Annotated in this window: 21 protein-coding genes, 1 tRNA gene and 1 pseudogene; 6 read left to right on the forward strand and 17 right to left on the reverse strand. The window is 72.1% G+C overall.

Annotated elements, in window-relative coordinates:
* Positions 1-6: 6 nt before the first annotated feature.
* The 3 genes from ACFYE3_RS09060 to ACFYE3_RS09070 all read left to right on the forward strand — a co-directional run bounded on the left by ACFYE3_RS09060 (position 7) and on the right by ACFYE3_RS09070 (position 1697).
* The gene (locus tag ACFYE3_RS09060; RefSeq protein ID WP_387608222.1) at positions 7-414 is read left to right on the forward strand and encodes a tautomerase family protein; all 408 of its coding nucleotides are present in this window, start codon (positions 7-9) and stop codon (positions 412-414) included.
* 153 nt (positions 415-567) lie between these two features.
* Entirely contained in the window at positions 568-981 is a 414-nt protein-coding gene (locus ACFYE3_RS09065; RefSeq protein WP_387608224.1) for a winged helix-turn-helix transcriptional regulator, read from the forward strand.
* Between the two features lie 239 nt (positions 982-1220).
* Entirely contained in the window at positions 1221-1697 is a 477-nt protein-coding gene (locus ACFYE3_RS09070) for a MaoC family dehydratase (RefSeq protein ID WP_387608227.1), read from the forward strand.
* Between the two features lie 345 nt (positions 1698-2042).
* On the opposite strand, the gene ACFYE3_RS09075 is transcribed toward ACFYE3_RS09070, so the two are convergent.
* Both ACFYE3_RS09075 and ACFYE3_RS09080 read right to left on the reverse strand, forming a co-directional pair.
* Positions 2043-2636, reverse strand: coding sequence for a recombinase family protein (locus ACFYE3_RS09075; protein WP_387608229.1), 594 nt, complete (start codon positions 2634-2636; stop codon positions 2043-2045).
* Between the two features lie 962 nt (positions 2637-3598).
* Positions 3599-3820, reverse strand: a complete 222-nt coding sequence (locus ACFYE3_RS09080) for a helix-turn-helix domain-containing protein (RefSeq protein WP_387608507.1) — start codon at positions 3818-3820, stop codon at positions 3599-3601.
* Between ACFYE3_RS09080 and thyA the strand changes: the two are divergent.
* A pseudogene (thyA, locus tag ACFYE3_RS09085) lies at positions 3817-4112 on the forward strand (thymidylate synthase); the annotation flags it as partial. The gene ACFYE3_RS09080 and the pseudogene thyA overlap by 4 nt on opposite strands.
* A gap of 499 nt (positions 4113-4611) precedes the next feature.
* Here the strand turns inward: thyA and ACFYE3_RS09090 are convergent.
* Positions 4612-4685 (reverse strand) — tRNA-Leu (locus tag ACFYE3_RS09090).
* 288 nt (positions 4686-4973) lie between these two features.
* On the opposite strand from ACFYE3_RS09090, the gene ACFYE3_RS09095 reads away from it, so the two are divergent.
* Both ACFYE3_RS09095 and ACFYE3_RS09100 read left to right on the forward strand, forming a co-directional pair.
* Positions 4974-5219, forward strand: coding sequence for a hypothetical protein (locus ACFYE3_RS09095; RefSeq protein ID WP_387608232.1), 246 nt, complete (start codon positions 4974-4976; stop codon positions 5217-5219).
* Positions 5220-5344: 125 nt separating this feature from the next.
* Positions 5345-5623, forward strand: a complete 279-nt coding sequence (locus tag ACFYE3_RS09100; protein ID WP_387608234.1) for a hypothetical protein — start codon at positions 5345-5347, stop codon at positions 5621-5623.
* Between the two features lie 162 nt (positions 5624-5785).
* Here ACFYE3_RS09100 and ACFYE3_RS09105 read toward each other — a convergent pair whose 3' ends face one another.
* The 14 genes from ACFYE3_RS09105 to ACFYE3_RS09170 all read right to left on the reverse strand — a co-directional run bounded on the left by ACFYE3_RS09105 (position 5786) and on the right by ACFYE3_RS09170 (position 22522).
* Positions 5786-7195, reverse strand: a complete 1410-nt coding sequence (locus tag ACFYE3_RS09105) for an NAD(P)/FAD-dependent oxidoreductase (RefSeq protein WP_387608236.1) — start codon at positions 7193-7195, stop codon at positions 5786-5788.
* Between the two features lie 75 nt (positions 7196-7270).
* A complete protein-coding gene (locus ACFYE3_RS09110) occupies positions 7271-8728 on the reverse strand; it encodes a S8 family serine peptidase (protein WP_387608239.1) in 1458 nt (485 codons plus the stop codon).
* A 35-nt stretch (positions 8729-8763) separates the two neighbouring features.
* Positions 8764-9714: a Ppx/GppA phosphatase family protein gene (locus ACFYE3_RS09115; RefSeq protein WP_387608241.1), complete on the reverse strand. Its 951-nt coding sequence runs from the start codon at positions 9712-9714 to the stop codon at positions 8764-8766.
* A 38-nt stretch (positions 9715-9752) separates the two neighbouring features.
* Positions 9753-10355, reverse strand: a complete 603-nt coding sequence (locus ACFYE3_RS09120; RefSeq protein ID WP_387608244.1) for a DUF501 domain-containing protein — start codon at positions 10353-10355, stop codon at positions 9753-9755.
* A gap of 8 nt (positions 10356-10363) precedes the next feature.
* A complete protein-coding gene (locus ACFYE3_RS09125) occupies positions 10364-11158 on the reverse strand; it encodes an FtsB family cell division protein (RefSeq protein ID WP_387608246.1) in 795 nt (264 codons plus the stop codon).
* A gap of 130 nt (positions 11159-11288) precedes the next feature.
* On the reverse strand, positions 11289-12572 hold the full coding sequence (eno, locus tag ACFYE3_RS09130; protein WP_387608249.1) for a phosphopyruvate hydratase: 1284 nt from the start codon (positions 12570-12572) through the stop codon (positions 11289-11291).
* 186 nt (positions 12573-12758) lie between these two features.
* Positions 12759-13493: a MazG nucleotide pyrophosphohydrolase domain-containing protein gene (locus ACFYE3_RS09135; protein WP_387608250.1), complete on the reverse strand. Its 735-nt coding sequence runs from the start codon at positions 13491-13493 to the stop codon at positions 12759-12761.
* Positions 13490-14614, reverse strand: coding sequence for an adenosine deaminase (locus ACFYE3_RS09140; RefSeq protein WP_387608509.1), 1125 nt, complete (start codon positions 14612-14614; stop codon positions 13490-13492). The genes ACFYE3_RS09135 and ACFYE3_RS09140 overlap by 4 nt, the downstream gene beginning before the upstream one ends.
* Before the next feature lie 32 nt (positions 14615-14646).
* Positions 14647-16311 (reverse strand): hypothetical protein, encoded by a 1665-nt coding sequence (locus tag ACFYE3_RS09145; RefSeq protein ID WP_387608252.1) that lies wholly within the window; start codon positions 16309-16311, stop codon positions 14647-14649.
* Between the two features lie 167 nt (positions 16312-16478).
* The gene (locus ACFYE3_RS09150; RefSeq protein ID WP_387608254.1) at positions 16479-17786 is read right to left on the reverse strand and encodes a thymidine phosphorylase; all 1308 of its coding nucleotides are present in this window, start codon (positions 17784-17786) and stop codon (positions 16479-16481) included.
* A gap of 18 nt (positions 17787-17804) precedes the next feature.
* The gene (locus tag ACFYE3_RS09155; RefSeq protein WP_368821657.1) at positions 17805-18236 is read right to left on the reverse strand and encodes a cytidine deaminase; all 432 of its coding nucleotides are present in this window, start codon (positions 18234-18236) and stop codon (positions 17805-17807) included.
* Between the two features lie 7 nt (positions 18237-18243).
* Positions 18244-19644, reverse strand: coding sequence for an ABC transporter permease (locus tag ACFYE3_RS09160; RefSeq protein WP_387608257.1), 1401 nt, complete (start codon positions 19642-19644; stop codon positions 18244-18246).
* Positions 19641-20909 carry an ABC transporter permease gene (locus ACFYE3_RS09165; RefSeq protein WP_387608260.1) on the reverse strand — a complete coding sequence of 423 codons (1269 nt, stop codon included), beginning with the start codon at positions 20907-20909 and terminating at the stop codon, positions 19641-19643. The genes ACFYE3_RS09160 and ACFYE3_RS09165 overlap by 4 nt, the downstream gene beginning before the upstream one ends.
* Entirely contained in the window at positions 20906-22522 is a 1617-nt protein-coding gene (locus tag ACFYE3_RS09170) for an ABC transporter ATP-binding protein (protein ID WP_387608262.1), read from the reverse strand. Before ACFYE3_RS09170 ends, ACFYE3_RS09165 begins: the two co-directional genes overlap by 4 nt.
* Positions 22523-22540: the final 18 nt, after the last annotated feature.

Here is a 22540-nt window from a genome sequence, read left to right on the forward strand (position 1 = left end):
TGTTGGATGCCTGTGTTCCAGGTGCACGTGCCGGCGGGCAGGTTCTCGTCCGAGCAGAAGCGCACCCTCGGCAAGGCTCTGCCGGAGGCGCTGCACGAGGCGCTCGGCATCCCCGCGGAGGATCAGTTCGTCACGATTACCGGTCACGGACCGGACGAGCTGTTCCTGGACCCGCAGTACATGGGGATGGAGCGCCGCGGCGACGCGGTGATCATCACGGTGCTGTTCACCGCGGAGCGCCCCCTGTCGGACAAACGCGCCCTGACCCGTGCCCTTTGCAGCAAGGTCACCGCGGCGCTCGGGATCGGCAGGGACGACGTGTTCGTCGCACTGATACCGGTGCCGAAGGAGAACTTCTCCTTCGGCCGGGGCGAGCTGCAGCTCGCCCCGGACTCAGACCAGACACCCGCCTGATCCTGCACTCACGGATACGGTGACCCGCGCGCCGATCCGAGTCCACGCCTTCGACGACCAGACACACCAGGGAGGATGGCAGGTATGCCCCGACAGTCACCGACCCTTGCGCGTGCCCTCGAAAATCCGTGCGCCATCATCCGGAGTCTGGGAGTGCTCAGCGACTCCTGGAGCTTCCTGATCGTCCGGGAGGCGTTCCTTGGCGCAGGCACGTTTGCGCAGTTCCGTGACCGGCTCGGCATCGCCTCGGACGTCCTCAGCACCCGGCTATCGGCGCTGGTCGAGCACGGCGTGCTGCAGAAGAGTCCGTACCGGGAGCCCGGCCAGCGCACCCGCGACGCGTATCAGCTCACCCCGGCAGGTGAGGAGCTGAAGGTCGTCATGGTCGCCATGCAGCAGTGGGGCGAAGCGCATGTCCCCCAGATGCAGGGTCCTCGCGTGCTGCCCCTTACCGTCGATACAGGCGAACGCGTCCGCGCCGCTCTGGTCGATCCGTCCGGCCGGATCGTCCCCGACACGGACGTGGCCTTCATCCGCACGGACGCCGCCGAAGCCGCGTCCATGTGAGTCCGCCCCGACGACCTGCCGCTCCGGGTGCGTCGTCGTGTCAGTGCGGGAGGATGGCCGCGATCCGGGTGCGGATGCTTTCGAGGAGTTACGGGATGGTTGATCCCGCGTTCACGCTGGCCGCCAGGTCCAGGTCCAGGATGGCCGAGATAACCCGAGCCAGCGTCGACGCCTCAGCGGCGGCAGGGACCACAACAGGAACCAAGTATTGCCCGATCGACAACCACGAAAGGTAACCCATGGAATCGCTGTGGCTAGAAGACCTGAACGTCGGAGACCGCTTCCGCACCGAGGAGTACGAGATCACCCGGGAGGAGATCCTCGCCTTCGCCGGCCAGTACGACCCGCAGCCCTTCCACCTCGACGAGACGGCCGCGACCGACACGTTCTTCCAGGGCCTGGCCGCCAGCGGCTGGCACACCGCCGCTATCACCATGCGCCTGATCGTCACCAGCGGACTACCCTTCGCCACCGGCATCATCGGCGCTGGAGTGGAATTGACCTGGCCCACCCCCACCAGGCCGGGCGACATCGTGCACGGGGAGATCACCGTCACCGGAATCAAGGTCTCCCGCTCCCAGCCCGATCGCGGCTTCATCACAGTCGCCTACGACACCCTTACCCGCAGCGGACAGGTGCGCCAACGCACCACCGCCACCCTGCTGATGTTCACGCGCACCTCCCCCACAGGCCCTGCGGAGGTGCCACAGCGCTGAACCCCGCTGACGCAGAGGAGCTCGAGCGCAACCAGGCCATGGCCGGCCCCGGCCGTGCAAGCGTCGAGGCTACCTATACCGAGCCGGGGCAACTCGGGCCGTACACGGACTTTGAAATCGGGATGCTGAACGGGAAGATGAGCCCGCTGCGGTGGGTGCTGGGTAGCGAGTGGGACTTCCTCGACACCTGATTCGCCGTACGTAAGCCGGACCTCCAGCGATACCGGATGCGCCCATGCGGAGCTCGCGCAACCATACGTGGTTGCCATGCCCGTTTGCCCCGTGCGATGAGATGCCCGCTCAGGCACGGCATGTGCATCACGATGCCCACAGGCACCGACGGCCTCAAATGGTCGTCGCTTGCGGCAACTCTCGGATCCGCCGGTAGAGGGTGGCCCTGGACATCCCCAGGTCTCGGGCGACCTGGGTGGCCGGCTCCCCGGACTCGATCAGCCGCAGGGCGTTGCGGATCTGGGAGTCGGTGAAGGTCTGGCGCCGTCCACCGAGGTCCTTGCCGGCGGCCCGGCGCTTGGCCACCGAGTCAGTGATCCGTTCCCGTTTGATCTCCAACTCCATCTGGGCCAGGGCAGCCATGACAGTGAAGACCATCGATCCCATCGGCGTGGCGGTGTCCACATCTCCCCCACCGAGGTTGAGTACCCGCAGCCCGGCACCCCTGCTGCGCAGTTGCTCGGCGAAGGCCAGCATGTTCTGCGTCGACCGTCCCAGCCGGTCCAGCGTCGTGATGACCAGCGTGTCTCCCTCCTCAACCGCGGCGATCGACTTATCGAACTGCGGACGCGACGCACGGCCTCCAGACACTCCACTGTCCACATACACGTCATCGCGCCGCACACCAGCATGCAGGAGGTCGGACACTTGACGGTCCGCGTCCTGCTGCCGTGTCGACACACGGGCATACCCGATCAGCTTCCCCATGTCTATCCCATCTGTCTCGCAACTGACGTTGAGTATCCAATTCTAGAGGCATGGATAAAGCACAAGAAGGCGAGACATGCAGAACCGCAGAATCATGCGGGCGCAAATTTTTGCGACGAGACGTCTCGCATCCCATTGAATGCGAGACATAAGAGGCTATGATCACCTGCGGTCGTTTTATAATCTCACCCCCGGGCGCATAAATGAATATTTTTTTGGCGTTGCCGCCCCGAACATCCTCTGAGCATCGTCCACGGTTTTGAATCTTATTCACCGCAAATGCGGCCGGTCAGGGAAGAGGACACATTTTTCTATTACCTCCGGTAGATTGAATACTCCCCGCCTCTGAGCGATTCCCGACGGCGTCGAACTTGGACTTCAGTTTCCCCGTGACCACCGGAGGTTCATAGGTGAACCCCTACAAAAGACTGGTGTCCCCGTATCAGCACCGACCACCGCGGGGAGCAGGCCGCAAACGGGAAATAGAAAAGGTGAAACACGTCGCATCGATATCATCGAGATGTGCCCCTGTCTTGTATCCATTGGTCTAATAACAGTCCGATCCGGTGATCTATGTCTACCTCACCCGATATCGAAGTACTGACCCTTGAGAATCGCCCTTGGAGGCCCGGGTGCGACTCTCTCGGATCTCGACTGCACCCGAGGCCATTGGGAAACGTGTAGACATCACCTGGCAACTGAAAGCAGTTCTCAGTGCACCTACACCTGATCTGCGGCGGCGCCCATAATAGACCGCACGACTGAGTCATCGAAAACTGGTTTGAGCTCCCATAAAGCGGACATGTACGGCTACGCAGCCCCCGCCGCAGCCTGAAACCAGGTTCCCGGGGAGTTGTTCAGTTTTTCCTGCATCTCGACACCCGGCGACCGACGCAGATGCTCGCGCACCGCACCTGTGGGGAATCCTGGTCGTCGCCGCGTCCAGGTGGTGCACTCTGATTTCAGACGACCTTCGACTCCTCGACGAACATGGCCGGGCGGTCCCGCTGTGCAGCCTCGTAGCGCTTGATCTCCCGATAGATGGTGGTGCGCGAGATCTCGAACAGCTCCGCCAGCTCGACCTGCGTGTGCGAGCCGGCCTCCCACAGCATGATCAGGTGGCGTTGCCGGGCCGGGGAGAGCTTCGGCGGCTTACCCTTGAGCTTTCCGTTGGCCCGGGCGATCGGCGGACCTGTTCCTCGGGGTGCCGTTCAACATCGCCTCCTACGCCGCTCTCACCGAGATGGTCGCCGCCCAGACGGTCTGAAGGCACGGCACTTCGTGTGGACCGGCGGGGACTGCCACGTCTACGACAACCACCACGTCCAGGTGCACGAGCAGCTGGCGCGGAAGCCGCGGCCCTACCCGACGCTGGTGCTGGAACTCGCCCCGTCGATCTTCGACTACGAGCTCACCGACTTCCACGTGGTCAACTACGACCCGCACCCGAAGATCGAAGCGCCGGTGGCCGTCTAATGAGCGCCGACCCCACGGGGGTGCTCGCCTTCCGCCGGTTGGAGCTCACCGCCGAGGTCTCGCTGTCGGCGTTCATCGGCCTGCGCGAGGACCGGTGCGGGATCTACGTGCTGCACTTCGACGACGGCTCCCATGATCGCGGCTCGGTTTTGCCGAGCCGGGCGATTTCCGGAATAAGGCATATCGGGAACGCGTCGAGGATCTCGGCGACCAGCCGGCGGCCGACCACTTGGAGACCTGGTATACGGCGACCAGCCTCTGGTGACAGTGCCAGGCCAGGGTGGCCCCGTGGTTGGGTCTCCAGCTTCGAGCCTCGCTTTGAGTCTGATCATCTCCTTCTTGGACTGCCAGACGGATCGCAACCGCAGAACACACCCTCACCAGAACCCGCGCCACTTCTGTGCAGATTCTCTGTCGAAAATGGAGGATAGATGGAGAATCAGCCACCTGTGAGTTTGACCGACTCGTCAAGATTCCGCGGATTCCCAAGGTTTTCCAGTGCCCCCAGTCAGACTCGAACTGACACTGAGCGGATTTTAAGTCCGCTGCCTCTGCCGATTGGGCTATGGGGGCCGGTCCCGGCCACGTCACCGGGTCGCCGCCCACCCTATCGCCTCGTCCCCGATCCCCACCGGGACGGACCCGCGCCGCGAGGGGGAGCCGGTCCTGACGGGCGGCCCCGGCATCCAGTAGTCTGGCACGGTGGTCGAGCAGCCGGCCGCGACATCGTCGCACGCGCAGGAGGCCGCCCCCCGTGGACCACCCCGTTCCCCCTTCCCCCGGACTCCCACCGGGTGGCGCACATCTGTCGGCACCCGCCCCCCGCCGGTGCGCCCCGACACCGCGCCGAGCGACGGCAGCATGAGCGAGGTCGCGGCCCCACCCGTCGGCAGGACGTACCTGGCACCCGAGGCCGCGTTCCCGGCCGATCTGACCGCGCTGTCCCTGGCCGAGCTGCACGTCCTCCACAGCAGGGTCGGCCGCCAGCTCGAGCGGGAGTACCTCGGTGGCGCGTCCGGCGCCCACCCGGTCACCCTCGAGCGCCACCAGGAGCTCACCGTGGAGCTCGACGCCCGCGAGATCGTGGACCCCCAGCACACCCGGTGACGGACGGCAGGGCCGGCCGCCGACGTGCAAATCATGCAGAGCACTGGTCAGGGGGCGCACGGCGACCTAGCCTGGAATCCGGTCGAGCAGCCGGCCCCGCCACCTCCGGCCGAAAGGTTGCCCTCATGAACTCCCAGCTCGCCCCGTCCCTCCTCCGCCCGCCGGCGTCCTCGATGCCCTCGGTGCCCCACACGTTCCTGGCCCCCGCGGACCCGTTCCCCTCGGTGCTCGCGGAGCTGGACCTGACCGAGCTGCAGGTGCTGCACAGCCGCGTCTGCCGCCAGCTGGAGAAGGAGTACCTCGCCGCCCCGGACGGGTCCCACCCGGTGACGCAGGACCGCTGCCAGGAGCTGGTGGCCGAGCTCGACGCCCGCCAGGGCCTCCCGGGGACGGTTGCCCGCTGATGAGCCACGCCCGCGACGGCGAACTGCGCCGGCGCCCCGCCCCCGGCGGCTCCTGAGCGCTCCGGCACGCCCGGACGGGTCCTTGGAGCTCGTGGCCCGTCGAACGACTCGACCCCGCCGCGGCACGTGGCCGGGACGGGGTCGAGCGGAGGACGGGTCGGATCAGAGGTTGGCCTTGCGCGGAGCGGGTGCCTTGCCGGCCGCGGTCTGGAACCGCGTGCGCGGGTCCCGCTCGTGGCGCAGCGTGGTGATGTCCCGGCCGAACACGAAGTTCAGGGCCCACTCGGTGAAGACCCGGGCCTTGCGGTCCACGGTGGGGATCGCGTAGCCGTGGTAGAGCCGGTGCATGGCCCACGCGGCGACACCGGAGAACTCCAGGCCCTTCTCCGGCAGGCCGGGGAGGTTCTTGATGCTGGCCACGCCCTTGTACAGGCCGAGCCCGGCGACCGCGCCGAGGTTCTCGTGGTAGTAGTCCTCGAGCGGCTTGCCCGCGCGGGCGGCCACGATGTTCTTGGTCATCGTGTGCGCCTGGCGCACCGCGTGCTGTGCGTTGGGGACGCAGAACCCGCCGACGCCCCCGCCGGTGAGATCGGGCACAGCGGCCACGTCGCCGGCGGCCCAGGCACCCTCGAGGGGGCCGTCGTCGCCGGTGATCCGCAGGTCGGCCCCGGCCCGGACGCGGCCACGCTCGTCCAGCGGGAAGTCCGTGCTCTTGACGAGCGGGTTGGCCTGCACACCGGCGGTCCAGATCAGCGTGTCGGTGCTGAACTCGCCGGCCGAGGACTTGTCCTGCATGTTGACGAGCTTGAGGTGCTTGTCCACCGCGGAGTCGAGCGACGTGTTGAGCAGCACCTCGATGCCGCGGCTGCGCAGGTGCGCCACGACCTTCTCCGCGCGGTCCTCGGAGACCTCGGGCATGATCCGGCCCATGGCCTCGATGAGCACGAAACGCAGGTCGGAGACCGTGAGCCGCTCGTTGCGCTCGACCGCGCTGCGGGCCATGTCCTCGATCTCGGCGATCGTCTCGGTGCCGGCGTAGCCGCCGCCGACCACCACGAAGGTCAGCGCCCGGCGCCTGGCCTCCTCGTCGGTGGTGAGCGAGGCGACCTCGATGCGCTCGAGCACCCAGTTGCGCACCGCCACGGCCTCCTCGATGGTCTTGAGGCCGATGCCGTTCTCGGCGAGGCCCTCGATCGGGAAGGCCCGGGTGACGGAGCCGCCGGCGATGACGATCTCGTCGTAGGCCAGCTCGAAGGTCTCGCCCTCGTCGATGCCCTTGACGGTCGCGGTGCGGTTCGCGTGGTCGACCCCGAGCACGTGCCCGGTGATGATCTCGGAGTGCTTGAGGTGCTGCCGGTGGGGCACCACCGCGCTGCGGGCCGAGATATTGCCGCCGGCCACCTCGGGCAGGAAGGGGAGGTACATCATGTACGGGTTGGGATCCACCACGGTGACGACTCCGCCGGAGTCCTTGATCCGCTTCTGCAGTTCCTGCGCCACGGTGAAGCCGACGTAGCCGCCGCCGACGATCAGAAGGCGCGGACGGTCCTTGGCCAGTTGAGTGAAAGACATGCCCCCGAGTCTACTCAGAACGCTGTCCATATCTCTTCCGGCGGGGGGTGCCCGCACCGTGTTCCGGCGCACGCCTCAGGCGCCGCCGCCCGGACCCCCGTCGGAGTCGGTGGCCGCGATGCGGCGGATGTGCACCACGGCACCCGCCGTGAGGCCCAGCACGAGCAGCCCGAACCCGGCGAGCACCACCACGGGCAGCAGTCCGGTCTCGTCGATCGGGGCGACGGGCTCGGGCGGGGCGACCTGCGCCTCGACCTCCTCGGTGACGGGTGCCGTGCTCTCGACGGAGCTCGCCGTGGGGGTCGCCGCGGCGCTCCTGCGGTGCACCCGCACCCACTGCTCCATGCTGCCGAGCGGACTGCGGTCGATCTCGGGGACGTCCTCCGTCAGCGCGGCCTCGACGTCCAGCACCCCGTAGCCGTAGAGCGGGTCCTTGCCCGGCGCCCCGGTGTCCCGGGCGGTGGAGACGATGCGGTTCGCGATCTGGGCCGAGCTCATGTCCGGCCACTTCGCCTTGATCAGCGCCGCGGTGCCGGCCACGACGGGGGCGGACGCGGACGTCCCGGCCCATGAGGCGTAGCGGTCGCCGGGGATGGCGCCCACCATGTCCTCGGAGGGGCCGGCCACGGCGATGGAGATGCCCTGCGAGGAGGACTCCCAGCTCGCCTCCCCGGTGCGGCCCACGCCGCCCACGGTCAGCACGCCGGGGATGGTGGCCGGGGCGCCGACCTGCACGAGCCCCGACCCGCGGTTGCCCGCGGAGGCCACGACGAGCACGTCCTTCTCCTCGGCGTAGAGGAAGGCCTCGTCCCAGCTCTCGGGCCACGAGGTGGCGTTGGAGCCCACCGACATGTTGATGACGTCCGCGCCGTTGTCCACGGCCCACCGGACGGCGTCCGGGAGCTGCTCGTCGACGCTGCGGACCTCCGGGCTCTCGTCGCCCAGCCACGTGGACACCGCGAGCACCTCGGCGTCCGGGGCCACGCCCACGATGCCGGCGGGCCGGCCAGGGGCGTCGTCGTCCCGCCCGCCCGGGGGCACGTGCCCGCGACCCGCGGCCACGGAGGCGACCAGCGTCCCGTGCTCCGGTTCGGTGCCGAGTCCCTCCTGGCCGTCGTCGGCGCCGCCGCCCGAGACGTCGGTGCCGCCCACCACGGCGCCCTCCAGGTCCTGGTGCGAGCCGTCCACCCCGGTGTCGATGACGGCGATCCGCACACCCTCCCCCGTGGACTCCTCCCAGGCCTCGCGCACCCCGTACTCGTCCAGCCAGTACTGCAGGGGGCGGATCCCGTCCTCGGCGATGCGGGACGTGTCCGGGGCGGGGGTGGCACCCTCGCCGGGACCTGGCGCCGCGGTGACGGGGTCCTCGATCGGGATGCTGGGGGCGGGCCCGGGCGGACGGGCCTGCGCGGGCCCTGCCCCGGGCAGCGCCAGCGCGCCCGCGCCGACCACGGCCGAGGCCGCACCCACCGCGCCCCACCGGGTGAGGGCGCGGTGGCGCGGAGGTCGGCGGCGGGGTGCGCTGGAAGACATGTGTCCTTCCGGGTCGGGGGGAGGGGGCGGGCGGGTCAGCCGACCTGGGACAGGGCGATCCCGTCCAAAATATCGTGCTCGCTCGCGATCGCCGAGTCCACCCGTCCACCGGTGGCCGCGACCACCCGCTCGACGATCCGCCGCCACACGAGGGCGCCGCCGCCGATGACGTCGACGCGGCCCTCGTGCATGTAGGGCAGCGCGGCGCGCTCCGCGCGGGTCATGCCCGTGAGCTCCCGGCACGCCTGGGCGATCCGCTCGGCGGGCAGCTCCGCGCCGTCGATCGCCGCGGGGTCGTAGGCGGGCAGCCCGAGGGCGTGCGCGGTGACGGTCGTGATGGTGCCGGCGACGCCCACGAGGTGGGTCGTCTCCGCGAGGGGCACGGTCTGCAGGACCACGTCCACGGCGTGGTCCACGTCCCGCAGCACGGCCTCCTGCTGAGCGGGGGTCGGCGGGTTGGATCCGAGGTGGCGCTCGGTGAGGCGGACGCAGCCGATGTCCATGCTGCGCTCGGCACGCACCCCCTGGGAGTTGCCCAGCACGAACTCGGTCGACCCGCCGCCGAGGTCGATCACCAGGACCCGGTCCTCGGGATCCGTGCCGCCCACGGCGGCCGAGGCGCCGCGGAAGGACAGTTCGGCCTCCTCGTCGCCGCTGATGACCTCGGGGGTCACGCCGAGGCGCTCGCGGATCCCCGTGAGGAAGACGTCCCGGTTGCCGGCGTCGCGGGTGGCGCTGGTGGCCACGAAGCGCAGCTGCTCCACGTCGTGCTCCGCCAGCAGCCGGGCGTACTCGTCCGTGGCCGCGAACGTGCGCTCGAGCGCCGCCTCGGCGAGCCACCCGGTGGCGTCCACGCCCTGGCCGAGCCGGACCACGCGCATCTCGCGCACCACGTCGTCGAGCACCGCGTGGCCCTGCTCCTCCCGGGTGTCGGCGATGAGCAGTCGGATGGAGTTCGTACCGCAGTCGATGGCGCCTACGCGCATGGGGAGTCCTCGGGGGTGTCGGGGGGGGCGGGTGGGTCTCAGGCCTCGCGCCAGGCGGGGTCGCAGTGGCAGGCGGCGGGGGTCCACCACTCGGCGATGGCGTCGAGGGTCTCGTCGCCGAGCGGGTTCACACCGGGCCCGGCCGCGAGCGAGTGGCCGGCGAGCACGTGCAGGCACTTGACGCGCACGGGCATGCCGCCGGCGGAGATGCCCTCGATCTCGGGGACGGGCCCGGTGCCGGCCTTGGCGCCGATCCGGGCGCGCTCGGCCAGGTAGTCCTCGTGCGCGGCCCGGTGGGCGGCGGCCAGCGCCTCGTCCTCGGCGATGCGGTCCGTCATCGCGTACATCAGGCCGGCGGCCTCGAGCCGGGACACCGCGGCGGTGATGACGGGGTGGGCCAGGTAGAACACGGTGGGGAACGGGGTGCCGTTGGCCAGCCGGGGCGCGGTGGCCGCCACGAGCGGGTTCCCGCACGTGCAGCGGGCCGGGATCTCGACGACGTCGCGCACGGGGCGCCCGAGCTGCCGGGAGAGCACCCGGAGGTCCAGGGCCGTGGGCTCGACCGTCGCGGCCGTCACCCCGAGTCCCCGGGGGGCGGGGTCCGGCCGGTCGCCGGGCTCGTGTCCGTGCTGGGGGTTCACGCCGTTCCTCACTCCGCGGGGCTGCCGCGGCTGTCCGTCGCCGCGTCCTGCGGCGCGCCGGTCCCGTCCGCCGGTGCGGCCGGGACGCTCTGCTCTGTCTGTTCTGCCGGCTCGGCGGTGCCGGGGTCCTGGCTCGCTCCGGGCTCCTCCGTGGTGCCGGGCTCCCCGGGGGCCGCGGGGTCGTCGGTGCCGCCCGGTTCCCCGGCGGTGCCGGCGCCCTCGGTGCTGTCCGTGGTCCCGCCGGTGTCGGCGGTCCCGCCGGCACCGGTGTCCTCGGCCGCTCCGGTGCCCGCCGCGGGACGGGCGTCGTCGTAGGCGGACGCCACGACGGACTGCCAGAGGGCGTCCACCCACGCGGGCTTCTCGGCCTCGACCTGCGCCGCCGAGGAGTCCACCACGGCGCCGTCCATCTCCTCGGCGCCCACCACGAGGTAGGACCGCTCCCCCGGCATCACGTAGAGGAGCCGGTCCCGGGCCCGCTGCTTGACGTAGGTCTCGTCCGACCACTGGTCCACCTGGTCCTCCAGGGACGCCCGCTGGGCCTCCATGTCGGCGATGGCGCGCTCGAGCTGGGCGATCTCCGCCCGCTGCTCGAGGAAGATCTTGGTGGTCGGCGCCGCCAGGAACACGATGAGCACGGCCACGAGCGTGAGGACCAGGAACCGCCCGCTGAAGGTCCGGGCGGGGACCGGCGATCCCACGGCGCTCGACCCGCCGCCCGGTCCGCCGTCGCGCCCCCGGGTGCCCTGCGCGGTGTCGCGCCCGCCGAGCAGGCGGGTGGTGCGCGGACGGGGAGCGGGCATGGTGACCTCACGGGGGAAGGGCGGGGACGGGGACCAGTGTAGCGCTCACGGGGGGAGCGGCCGGTGCCGGGAACGGCCGCTCCCCCCGTGCGACGACGGACCGGCGGGGCCGGTCAGCCGCCGCGGGTCGTCACTTCGCGGTGTAGCGCGGGAACGCGGAGGCACCCGCGTAGCGCGCGGCGTCCCCGAGCTCCTCCTCGATGCGCAGCAGCTGGTTGTACTTGGCCACGCGCTCGGAGCGGGCCGGCGCCCCGGTCTTGATCTGCCCGGCGTTGGTGGCCACCGCGATGTCCGCGATCGTCGTGTCCTCGGTCTCGCCCGAGCGGTGCGAGATCATGCAGTGGAACATGTGCCGCTGGGCCAGGGAGATGGCGTCGAAGGTCTCCGTGAGGGAGCCGATCTGGTTGACCTTCACGAGCAGGGCGTTGCCGGCGCCCTCCTCGATGCCGCGGGCCAGCCGCTCCGGGTTCGTGACGAACAGGTCGTCGCCCACGATCTGGACCTGGGTGCCCACGGACGCGGTGAGGGCCTGCCAGCCCGCCCAGTCGTCCTCGTCCAGCGGGTCCTCGATGGACACGATGGGGTAGTCGCGCACGAGCTCCTCGTAGTAGGCGGTCATCTCCGCGGCGCTGAGCTGCTTGCCCTCGAAGCTGTACTTGCCGTTCTCGAAGAACTCGGAGGAGGCGACGTCCAGGGCGAGCGCCACGTCGGTGCCCACGGTGTACCCGGCCTTCTCGATCGCCTCGGAGATGAGGTCGAGGGCGGCCCGGTTGGACTCGAGGTTCGGGGCGAAGCCGCCCTCGTCGCCCAGCCCGGTGGCCAGGCCGCGCTCCTTGAGCACGCCCTTGAGGGAGTGGTAGACCTCCACGCCGGTGCGCAGGGCCTCGGAGAAGGTCGCCGCGCCGATCGGGGCGATCATGAACTCCTGGATGTCCACGTTGGAGTCGGCGTGGGAGCCGCCGTTGAGGATGTTCATCATGGGCACCGGGAGCACGTGGGCGTTGGGCCCGCCCAGGTACTTGTAGAGCTCGAGGTCGGAGGCGTTCGCGGCGGCGCGGGCCACGGCCAGGGAGACGCCCAGGATGGCGTTGGCGCCGAGGCCGCCCTTGTTGTCCGTGCCGTCGAGGTCGAGCATGGTGCGGTCGACCAGCCGCTGGTCGGTCGCGTCGAGGCCGATCACGGCCTCGGCGATCTCCTCGTCGACGGCCTTCACGGCGTCGAGGACGCCCTTGCCGAGGTACACCTTCTTGTCGCCGTCGCGGCGCTCGACGGCCTCGAAGGCACCGGTCGAGGCGCCCGAGGGCACCGCCGCCCGGCCGTAGCTGCCGTCCTCCAGCAGCACCTCGACCTCCACGGTCGGATTGCCGCGGGAGTCGAGGATCTGGCGGGCGTGCACTGCGGTGATCATGGCCATGGGTTGCTCCTGACGTTGGTGCTGAGCTGGTCGCTGACGTGGGTGGAACGTGCGTGGTGGGGCGGTCGGGGCTGCGGTGGCGGGCTCCGGCCGAGGTCCGCACCGGCGTGGCCGGGCGCCCCCGGCGGCTCCCAGCCTAGCGACTCGGCGCCGGAGGCGGCCGGTGGGCCACCGCCCGTGACGGGATCAGCCCCCGTTCCGCGCCGTGGCGTAGGCGCGGGCGGCTCCGCGCAGGGCCCGCTCGGCGTCGAGGCCCCGGGCGGAGGCGGAGCGCACGAGCGCGAACAGCGCCTCGCCGAGCTCCTCCTCGGTGCGCGGGCCGCCGGGCTCCTCCGCCGCGGGCGCCGCGGGCTCGAGGTCGTGCTTGCGGGCCCGCGCGAGGGTCTTCTCCGCGAGGGCCAGGGCCGGCAGGTGCGGCGGGATGCCGTCGAAGGGACCGGTCCGCTCCGGCTTCTCCGCCCGCTTCAGGTCCTCCCAGCGGGAGTGCAGCTGGTCGAGGGTCTGCTCCCCCGCGACGTCCCCGGTGGCTCCGGCGCCGAAGACGTGCGGGTGGCGGCGGACCAGCTTCGCGGTGATCGCCTCGAGCACGTCCGCCACGTCGAAGCCGCCCTCGGCGCGCGGGCGCTCCTGGGCGACCCGGGAGTGGAAGACCACCTGCAGCAGGACGTCCCCGAGCTCCTCGACGAGCAGCCCGGCGTGGGCCGCCGGCCCGCCCTCGGCCTCGACCGCCTCGACCACCTCGTAGGCCTCCTCCACGAGGTAGCGCACGAGGGACTCGTGGGTCTGCTGCCCGTCCCAGGCGCACCCGCCCGGGGAGCGCAGCCGGTCCATGACCGCCACCAGCTCGGCGAAGCGCTGCCCGGTCCGCTCCGGGACGCCGAGTCCTGCCGCGACGTCGTCCGTGCCGTGACCCTGGCTCATGCGTGCATCCCCTCGAAGCCGTCGGTGATCATCCCGTCCAGGGCGCTGCGGTCCTCGAGCGGGAGGAAGGCGGCGGCCGCGGCGTTGCGCTGCAGCCGCTCCAGGTCCTCGAGCCCGTAGCCGAAGTGCGCCACGAGGAGGGCCAGCTCGTCCGTGACCGTGGTCCCGCTCATCAGCCGGTTGTCCGGGGAGATGGTCACCGTGAAGCCGGTCCGGTAGAGCATGTCCACCGGGTGCCGCTCGGGGCCGGCGCCGAACGCGGCCACGGCTCCGGTCTGGAGGTTGGACGTGGGGCACACCTCGAGGGCGATGCCCCGGTCCCGGACCCACTCGGCCGTGCGCCCGAGGTCGACGACGGCGACGTCCTCCAGGTAGTCGATGTCGATGTCCTCCGCGATGCGCACGCCGTGGCCCAGGCGCAGGGCGCGGCCCGTGGCCAGCGCGTCCCGGATCGACTCGACGCCCGCCGCCTCCCCCGCGTGCAGGGTGACGGGCACGAGCTCGTCCGCGAGCAGCTCGAGGGCGGCCCGGTGGCGGGCGGGCGGGAAGCCGTCCTCGGGGCCCGCGAGGTCGAAGGCCACCACGCCGCGGTCCCGGTTGTCCACCACGAGGCGGGCGACCTCGAGGGAGCGGTCGGCGTGGCGCATGGCGCAGAGGATCTGGGTGACGGACACGATGTGGCCGGCGTCCTCCGCGGCGAGCACGCCCTCCGAGAGCCCCAGCCGGACGGCCTCGACGGCCTCCGCCATCGACAGGCCGCCGGCGGTGTGCTGCTCGGGAGCCCAGCGCACCTCGGCGTGGACCACCCCGTCCGCCACCAGGTCCTCGACGTACTCCCGGGCGCAGCGCACGAGCGCCTCGGGGGTCTGCATCACCGCGACCGTGTGCTCGAAGGTCGCCAGGTAGCGCAGCAGCGAGCCGGAGTCGGCGCTCTCGCGCACCCACCGGCCCAGCGCCTCGGGGTCCTCGGCCGGCAGCCGGTGCCCGGCCGCGGCGGCCAGCTCGACCACCGTGGCCGGGCGCAGTGCGCCGTCGAGGTGGTCGTGCAGGCACACCTTGGGCAGGTCGCGCAGGACCCGGTCCGGCACGCGGCCCGGGTGCCGTTCGGCGGAGGTCAGCATCACGGTCGGGACGGCCCCTGTCTCGGTCGGTCTCAGTAGTTCCAGTCCTGCAGTGCCTCGTTCATGTGCTGCGGGATGTGCGCCCCGGTGCGGGGGTACATGCGCAGCTCCTCGAGGTAGTTCTGCGCGGGCAGCCGCTCCTCGTAGCGCACGAAGGCCTCCTCGTCCGCGTAGTCGAAGGACACCTCCGGGGGGATGCCCTGGCGGAAGCGGAACATCATGGCCAGCGGGGCGCCGCTGCCCTCCACGTAGGACTCGTCCTTGAGCTCCTGCACGTGCAGCAGCTCCTCGGGGATGAGCTCGAAGGTGCGGCGCTGGTCCCAGAAGCCGTTCTTGCGCACGTGGGTGAGGGCGTCGTAGTACGTGCCCAGGGCCCGCACCCGCACCAGGACGGTGGAGACGTCCATCGCCGTGCCGTTCTCGCCGAACAGGCGCCGCTGGGCGTCCGCGAGCCGGCGCAGGACGTCGGCCTCCTTGAGCACCAGGTTGCCCTCGGCCAGCCTGTCCTGGGAGGGCCGGTCCGGGACCCCCGCCGGCGCCCGGTAGGACGGGGAGACGTCCGTGGAGACCGCGGTCCCCGGGGCGGAGGAGTCGTGGTCGTCCCCCGCGGCGGTGCCGGCGGCGGCCGCGGCGGCCGTCGCGGCCGCCGCCCCGGTGGGCGCGGCCGGCTCGACGTCCTCGTGCCACTCCTCGTGGTCGACGTGGTCGGGGACGTCGTGGGAGGGCGCTCCGTGGTCGGGCGCTCCGTGGTCGGGGGCACCGTGGGATGAGGCGTCGTGGGATGAGGCGTCGTGGTCGGCGGCGCGCTGCTCGTCGTCCTCCCGGCCGGCCGCGGGGGCCTCCGTGGCGGAGGCGGACTCCGGCTCGGACGCCGGGACGGGGGCTGTGCCGGCCGCGGAGGACCCGGCGCCGGCGGCGGCCACGGCGGCGCGGCCGGCCGCACGCTCCGCGGTCGGCGACGTCGGCTCGGACGCGTCCCCGGCCTCGGCGGGGAGCCCCTCGCCGGTGGAGAGCCCGCCGGCGGTCCGTGCCTGGGCGGACTGCGCGTCCGCGGCGGGCTGCCGGTCTCCCGCCGAGGCGGCGCCCGGGAGGGCCCGGCCCGACCGCCAGGTGCGGACGTCCTCGCTGCCGTCGGCGAACCCGTAGGTCGTCACCACGGACCGGATCCCGTCCTGCTCCGGGCCCACCTCGATGCGGGCGTTCTGCCACGCGCCGCGCGGCGAGGACATGGCCTCGCTGTAGAGGTCGGCCACGGGGTCGAAGAGCGGCGAGTCCTGGTCCACGGTGCCGGACTCCACGGACGGATCGGCGTCGCCCACGGACTGCTGAGTCTGGTGGGTCATGGTGTTGCCGCGCTGGACGAGCGTGAGCACGGCCCGGTCCGCTCCCCGGGACGTCAGCCGGTCCACGAGGAACGGCAGCGGGCCCCGGTCGGGCAGCGGCCCGGCCTCCGCGGTGCCGTGCTCCTCGTGGCCGCTCCCGTCGAGGCCCCGGGGAGCGGAGTCCCGGCCGCCGGTGTCCTGGCCCTCCCGGGCGTCCGTGTCCCGGGCGCCCGTGTCGCGCCCGTCGGGGCCGGGGGTCGGACCGGCCGGCTGCTCCGGCCGTCCGGTCTCGCGGTGCGGCGTGCTGTCCTCGGTGTTCTTCCGGAAAATGCCTCGCAGACCCAACTGGACCCACCCTTCCGAGCGTGTGCGCACGCCCTCGGTTCTCGTTTCGCGCTGGTTCTCTCCGCAGTATAGGCGGGCCCCGCCCCCGCCCCGGGCGCTCAGCGGCCGGCGCTGGACGTCCGGCGCTGGACGTCCGGCGTTCGACGTGCAGCGCTCGGTGCCCGGACGGTCAGCGTCCAGCGCTCGGTGTCCAGCGCTCAGCGGACGGTCTCGAGGACCACGGCCCGGTCCGGCCGGGACGCCGGCGCGTCCGGGGCGACCACGGCGGCGCCCTCGAGGGCCTCCCGGGCCCGCGCGAAGCGGTCGGGGGTGTCGGTGAGCAGGGTCAGCAGGGGTTGCCCGGCCCGGACGGTGTCCCCGGGCTTGGCGTGGAGCAGCACGCCGGCGCCGGCCTGGACCGGGTCCCCGCGCCGGGCGCGGCCGGCGCCGAGGCGCCAGGAGGCCACCCCGACCCGGTGGGCGTCGAGCTCGGCGAGCACGCCGTCGGCCTCGGCCACGACGGTCTCGGACTCCCGGGCCCGCGGCAGCGGGGCGTCGGGGTCGCCGCCCTGGGCCGCCACCATGGCCCGCCACACGTCCATGGCCCGGCCGTCCCGCAGCGCCTCAGCCGGGTCGGCGTCGGGGAGCCCGGATGCGGCGAGCATCTCCGCGGCGAGCGCCACGGTGAGCTCCACGACGTCGGCCGGGCCGCCGCCGGCGAGAACGTCGACGGACTCCTGGACCTCCACGGCGTTGCCGACCGCCAGGCCGAGGGGCGTGGACATGTCGGTGAGCAGGGCGGTGGTCGTGACCCCGGCGTCGGTGCCGAGGTCGACCATCGTGCGGGCCAGCTCGCGGGCGGACGCCAGGTCCTTCATGAACGCCCCGGAGCCCACCTTGACGTCGAGCACGAGGGACTGGGTGCCCTCCGCGATCTTCTTGGACATGATGGAGGACGCGATGAGCGGGATCGACTCGACCGTCCCGGTGACGTCCCGCAGCGCGTAGAGCAGCTTGTCCGCGGGCGCCAGGCCGGAGCCCGCGGCGCAGATCACCGCCCCCACGTCCCGCAGCTGGACCAGCATCTCCTCGTTGGACAGGGCGGCCCGCCAGCCCGGGATCGACTCGAGCTTGTCCAGGGTGCCGCCGGTGTGGCCGAGGCCGCGCCCGGACAGCTGGGGGACGGCCACGCCGAAGACGGCCACGAGCGGGGCCAGCGGCAGGGTGATCTTGTCCCCCACCCCGCCGGTCGAGTGCTTGTCCGCGGTGGCCGAGCGCGCCCCGGAGCGCACGAGCGCGGAGAAGTCCATCCGCTCGCCCGAGGCGATCATCGCCCGCGTCCAGCACGCGATCTCGTCCCGGTCCATGCCCCGCAGGAAGATCGCCATGGCCAGGGCGCTCATCTGCTCCTCGGCCACGACCCCGCGGGTGTAGGCGTCCAGGACCCACGCGATCTGCCCGGGCGACAGCGCACCGCCGTCGCGCTTGGTCCGGATGACGTCCACGGCGTCGAACTGCTCGGTCATGAGGGGTCCTTTCGGGGACTAGAGGTTCTCGGGGCCGAAGGCGTCGGGCAGCACCTCGGCCATGGTGCGCACCCCGGAGACGGTGAGCAGCCGCAGGCCGGGCGCGCGGTGCTCGTGCAGCAGCTGCCGGCACCGCCCGCAGGGCATCAGGACGTCGCCGTGCCCGTCGACGCACACGAACGCCACGAGCCGCCCGCCGCCGGACATGTGCAGCGCGGAGACCAGGGTGCACTCGGCGCACAGGGTCAGCCCGTAGGAGGCGTTCTCCACGTTGCACCCGGAGACCACCCGCCCGTCCTCGGTGAGGGCGGCCGCGCCCACCGGGTAGTGCGAGTACGGGACGTAGGCGTGCTCGAGGGCGGCCACGGCGGCCTTCCGCAGCCGGTCCCAGTCGACCCGGGTCCCGTCGTCGCCGCTCTCCTCGCCGCCGGTGCGCAGGGGCTCGTTCACGGGGCGCTCACTCCTTGGTGTAGGGCTTGCCGATGGCCGCGGGGCCGCGGGAGACGCCCACGAGCCCGGCCACGGCCAGGATCGTGACCACGTACGGGAGCATGGCCAGGAACTGGCTGGGCACGGGCGTGCCCAGGAAGGACAGGATCGACTGCAGGTTGGACGCGAAGCCGAACAGCAGGGACGCGAGCAGCGCCCCCACCGGGTTCCACCGGCCGAAGATCAGGGCGGCCAGCGCGATGTAGCCGGCGCCGGAGGTCATGTCCCGGGTGAACGCGGAGACGGAGACCAGCGTGTAGAAGGCGCCGCCGAGACCGGCGACCATCCCGCCCAGCAGCACGTTGCGGAAGCGCAGGGCGTTGACCTTCACGCCGAGGGTGTCGGCGGCCTTGGGGTGCTCCCCCACGGACCGGGTGCGCAGCCCCCAGCGCGTCTTGTAGAGCGCGAACCACACGAGCGCCACCGCGGCGTACATCAGGTAGCCGATCACGGACTGGTCGAAGACGATGGGCCCGATCAGGGGGACCTCCGAGAGCACCGGGACGGCGAAGCGCGGCAGCCGCGGCGGGGAGTTGAACACGCCCGGGTTCGACTCCAGCACCGTGGCGAAGAGGAAGCCGGTCAGCCCGGACACGAGCACGTTGAGCACCACGCCCACGATCACCTGGTTGACCCGGTAGGTGATCGAGAAGACCGCCAGCACGAGGGAGACGAGCCCGGCGCCCAGCACGGCGGCGAGCAGCCCCACCCAGGCGCTGCCGGAGAGCGAGCCGGCCACCGCGGCGGAGAACGCGCCGAACAGCAGCTGGCCCTCGATCGCGATGTTGATCACGCCCGAGCGCTCGCACAGCAGGCCGCCCAGCGAGCCGAAGATCAGCGGGATGGCCAGGGCCACGGACCCGGCCAGCAGCCCGGACAGGGACACGTCCGGGCTGCGCGCGCTGCCCACGACCCACACGAGGAAGCCGCTGACGAAGAAGAAGCCGAACACGAGCACCGCCCACCGGGGCAGGTGCGCCCCGGCCCGGGCGCGCAGGAACGCGAGGACCGTCAGCCCGGCCAGCACGGCGACCGTGAGCCAGCCCCACAGGACGCCGTGCACCACGAGGTCCGGCACGCGGAAGAGGTCGCCGGTCTCCGAGACGCGGAAGCTCACCGTGTTGTCCGGGGCGTTGAGCCCGAACAGCAGGAGGGCCACGAGGCTCAGGAGGCCGAGGACCACCGGGGTGCGCCAGCTCGTGACGCCCACGACCTCGTTGGCCGCGGTCGTGGACAGTTCGGCCTCGGCCGCCGGGGGCAGGGTCGCCGCGGCGGTGCCGCCGGCGGTGCTGCCGGACGTGCTGCCGGACGTGCTGCCGGACGCCCAGGGCGCCGGCTCGGGACGCGGTCCCGGATGCTGCGAGCTCATGCCCGGCCTCCTTCGGTGGCAGTGGTGGCCGTGGCGGCGGTGGTGGTGCCCCGGCCGCGGCGGGAGCGGACCCGGTCCTGCCCGGTCCGCACCAGCGGCGGCAGGGCGATGAACAGGACGATCAGGGACTGCACGACCAGGACGATGTCGATGTTCGTGCCGGTCATCGACTGCATGGTGACTCCTCCCGCGCGGAACCCGCCGTAGAGCAGGCCCGCGAAGAACGTGCCCCACGGCTTCGAGCGGCCGAGCAGGGCCACCGTGATCGCGTCGAAGCCGAAGGACGCGGCGACGCCCGCGGTCAGCGCCCGCTCGGTGCCGGAGATCTGGGCCACGCCCGCGAGGCCCGCGAGCGCGCCCGCGAGGACCATGACGACGACGAAGCCGCGCGTGACGGAGATGCCGGCGGTCCGGGCCGCGCGCGGGTTGGCGCCCACGGCCCGCAGCTCGAAGCCGATCGTGGAGCGCTGGAGCAGCCACGCCACGAACACGGTGGCGAGGATCGCGAGCACGAAGCCCCAGTGCAGCCGGAACTGCTCGCCGAGCAGCTTGGGGAACATCGCGGTGTCCGCTACCTGGGGGCTCACGGGGTTGGAGGAGCCCGGGCGCAGGAACGCCGGGCGGGTGAGCAGCCAGGCGACGAGGTTCAGCGCGATGTAGTTGAGCATGATCGTCAGGATCACCTCGTGGGCGCCGGTGCGGGCCTTGAGCACGCCGACGATCGCGCCCCACAGCGCGCCGCCGACGGCCCCCGCGAGGATCACGGCGAGCAGGTGCACGCCCACCGGCAGCTGCCAGGCGAAGCCGACCCAGGCGGCGAGCGCCGCGCCGATCAGCAGCTGCCCCTGGGCGCCGATGTTGAACAGCCCGGCCTGGAAGGCCACGGCCACGCCGAGCCCCGCCAGGACCAGCGGCGTGGCCACGGTGAGGGTCTCCGCGAGCGGGTAGACCCGCTGCGCGAACGTGGTGCCGTTCGGGTTGTAGACGGCGCCGTAGAACATCGCCTCGTAGGCGGAGGACGCGGCGGCCCACATGGCCGCGAGCGTGTCACCGGGGCGGGCGAAGAAGTAGCTCGCGGCGTCGGCGACCCGGTCGTCGGTCAGGGCGATGAGCAGTCCGCCCAGGACCAGGGCGGCGACGATCGCGAGCACGGACTGCACCGCGGAGCCCGTCCAGTCGCGCCGCGGCGCCCCGGGCGCGACGGCCGTGGGCGGCGGCGCCTTCTGCTGGTCGGCGACCGCGGGGGCCGGTCCGGTGGCACTCATGCCTGCTCCTTCGTGTGCTCCGCCGTGTCCTGCGGGGCGTCGGTCTGCTGGGGGACGGTCTGCTGGGCGCCGGTCTGCCGAGGCCCGGCCGGCCAGGCGCCGGCCGCGCGGAGCTCCTCGGCGGTGGCGCCGGCCATCATCTGCCCCAGCACGTCGCGCGGGGTGTCGGGGCCCACGATCCCCATGATCCGGCCGTGGAAGAACACGGCGATCCGGTCGGCCAGCGCGTACACCTCGTCGAGCTCGGTCGAGACGATGAGGACCGGCACGCCCTTGTCCCGCTCGGCGACGATCCGCTCGTGGATGAACTCGACCGAGCCGACGTCCACGCCGCGGGTGGGCTGGGAGGCGAGGAACAGCTCGAGGGGCCGGGAGAGCTCCCGGGCGATGACGACCTTCTGCTGGTTGCCGCCGGACAGGGTCTGCACGGGGGCGTCCACGGAGGGGGTGCGGACGTCGAACTGCTCGACGGCGCGGCGGGCGTTGGCCTGGACCTCGCCCCGGCGCAGGGACGGTCCGCGGGAGAAGCGGTCGTCGCCGTATAGGTCCAGCACGAGGTTCTCGGCGACGGTGAAGGGACCCACGAGCCCGTCCGTGGAGCGGTCCTCCGGGACGAAGCCCACGCCGGCGTCGAGGACCTGGCGCACGGACTTCCCGAGCAGCTCCGTGCCGCCCAGCCGGATGGACCCGGTGGCCCGCTCCCGCAGGCCGAGGATCGCCTCGGCCAGTTCCGTCTGGCCGTTGCCCTGCACGCCGGCCACCGCGAGGATCTCCCCGCGGGCCACGTCGAAGCTGACGTCGTCGAGCAGCTTCACGCCGTTGTCCGCGACCACGGTGAGCCCGGAGACCTCCAGGGCGCGCTCTCCCGGCTCGGCCTCGTCCTTGGCGACGGTCAGGGACACGTCCCGGCCCACCATGAGGGCCGCGAGCTCGGCGGTCGAGGCCTCCGGGGACGTCTGCCCCACCACCCGGCCGCGGCGGATCACCGTGATGACGTCGGAGATCGCCTTGACCTCCCGCAGCTTGTGGGAAATGAACAGGATCGACTTCCCGGAGCCGCGCAGCTGGCGCATGATCTCGAGCAGCTCGTCGGTCTCCCGCGGCGTGAGCACCGCGGTGGGCTCGTCGAGGATGAGCACCTGCGCCTCCCGCACGAGGGCCTTGATGATCTCGACGCGCTGCTGCACGCCCACGGGCAGGTCCTCGACCACGGCGTCCGGGTCCACGTGGAAGCCGTAGCGCTGCGAGATCTCCCGGATCCGGCGTCGGGTGGTCTCGAGGTCGAGGGTGCCGCCGCGGGTGCTCTCGGCGCCGAGCGCCACGTTCTCCGCGACGGTGAACACCGGCACGAGCATGAAGTGCTGGTGCACCATGCCGATCCCGGCGGCCATGGCGTCCCCGGGGCCCCGGAAGGCCACCGCGGAGCCGTCCACGAGGATGCGCCCCTCCGTCGGCCGGTACAGGCCGTACAGGACGTTCATCAGGGTGGACTTGCCGGCCCCGTTCTCGCCGAGGAGGCAGTGGATCTGCCCGGGCTCCACGACGAGGTCGACGTCCTCGTTCGCCGCGAAGGAGCCGAACCGCTTGGTGATGGACTGCAGTTCCAGCTTCATGTGGGGTGGTCCTCCTCC

The organism is Kocuria arenosa (assembly GCF_042879215.1).
Taxonomy (GTDB): domain Bacteria; phylum Actinomycetota; class Actinomycetes; order Actinomycetales; family Micrococcaceae; genus Kocuria; species Kocuria arenosa.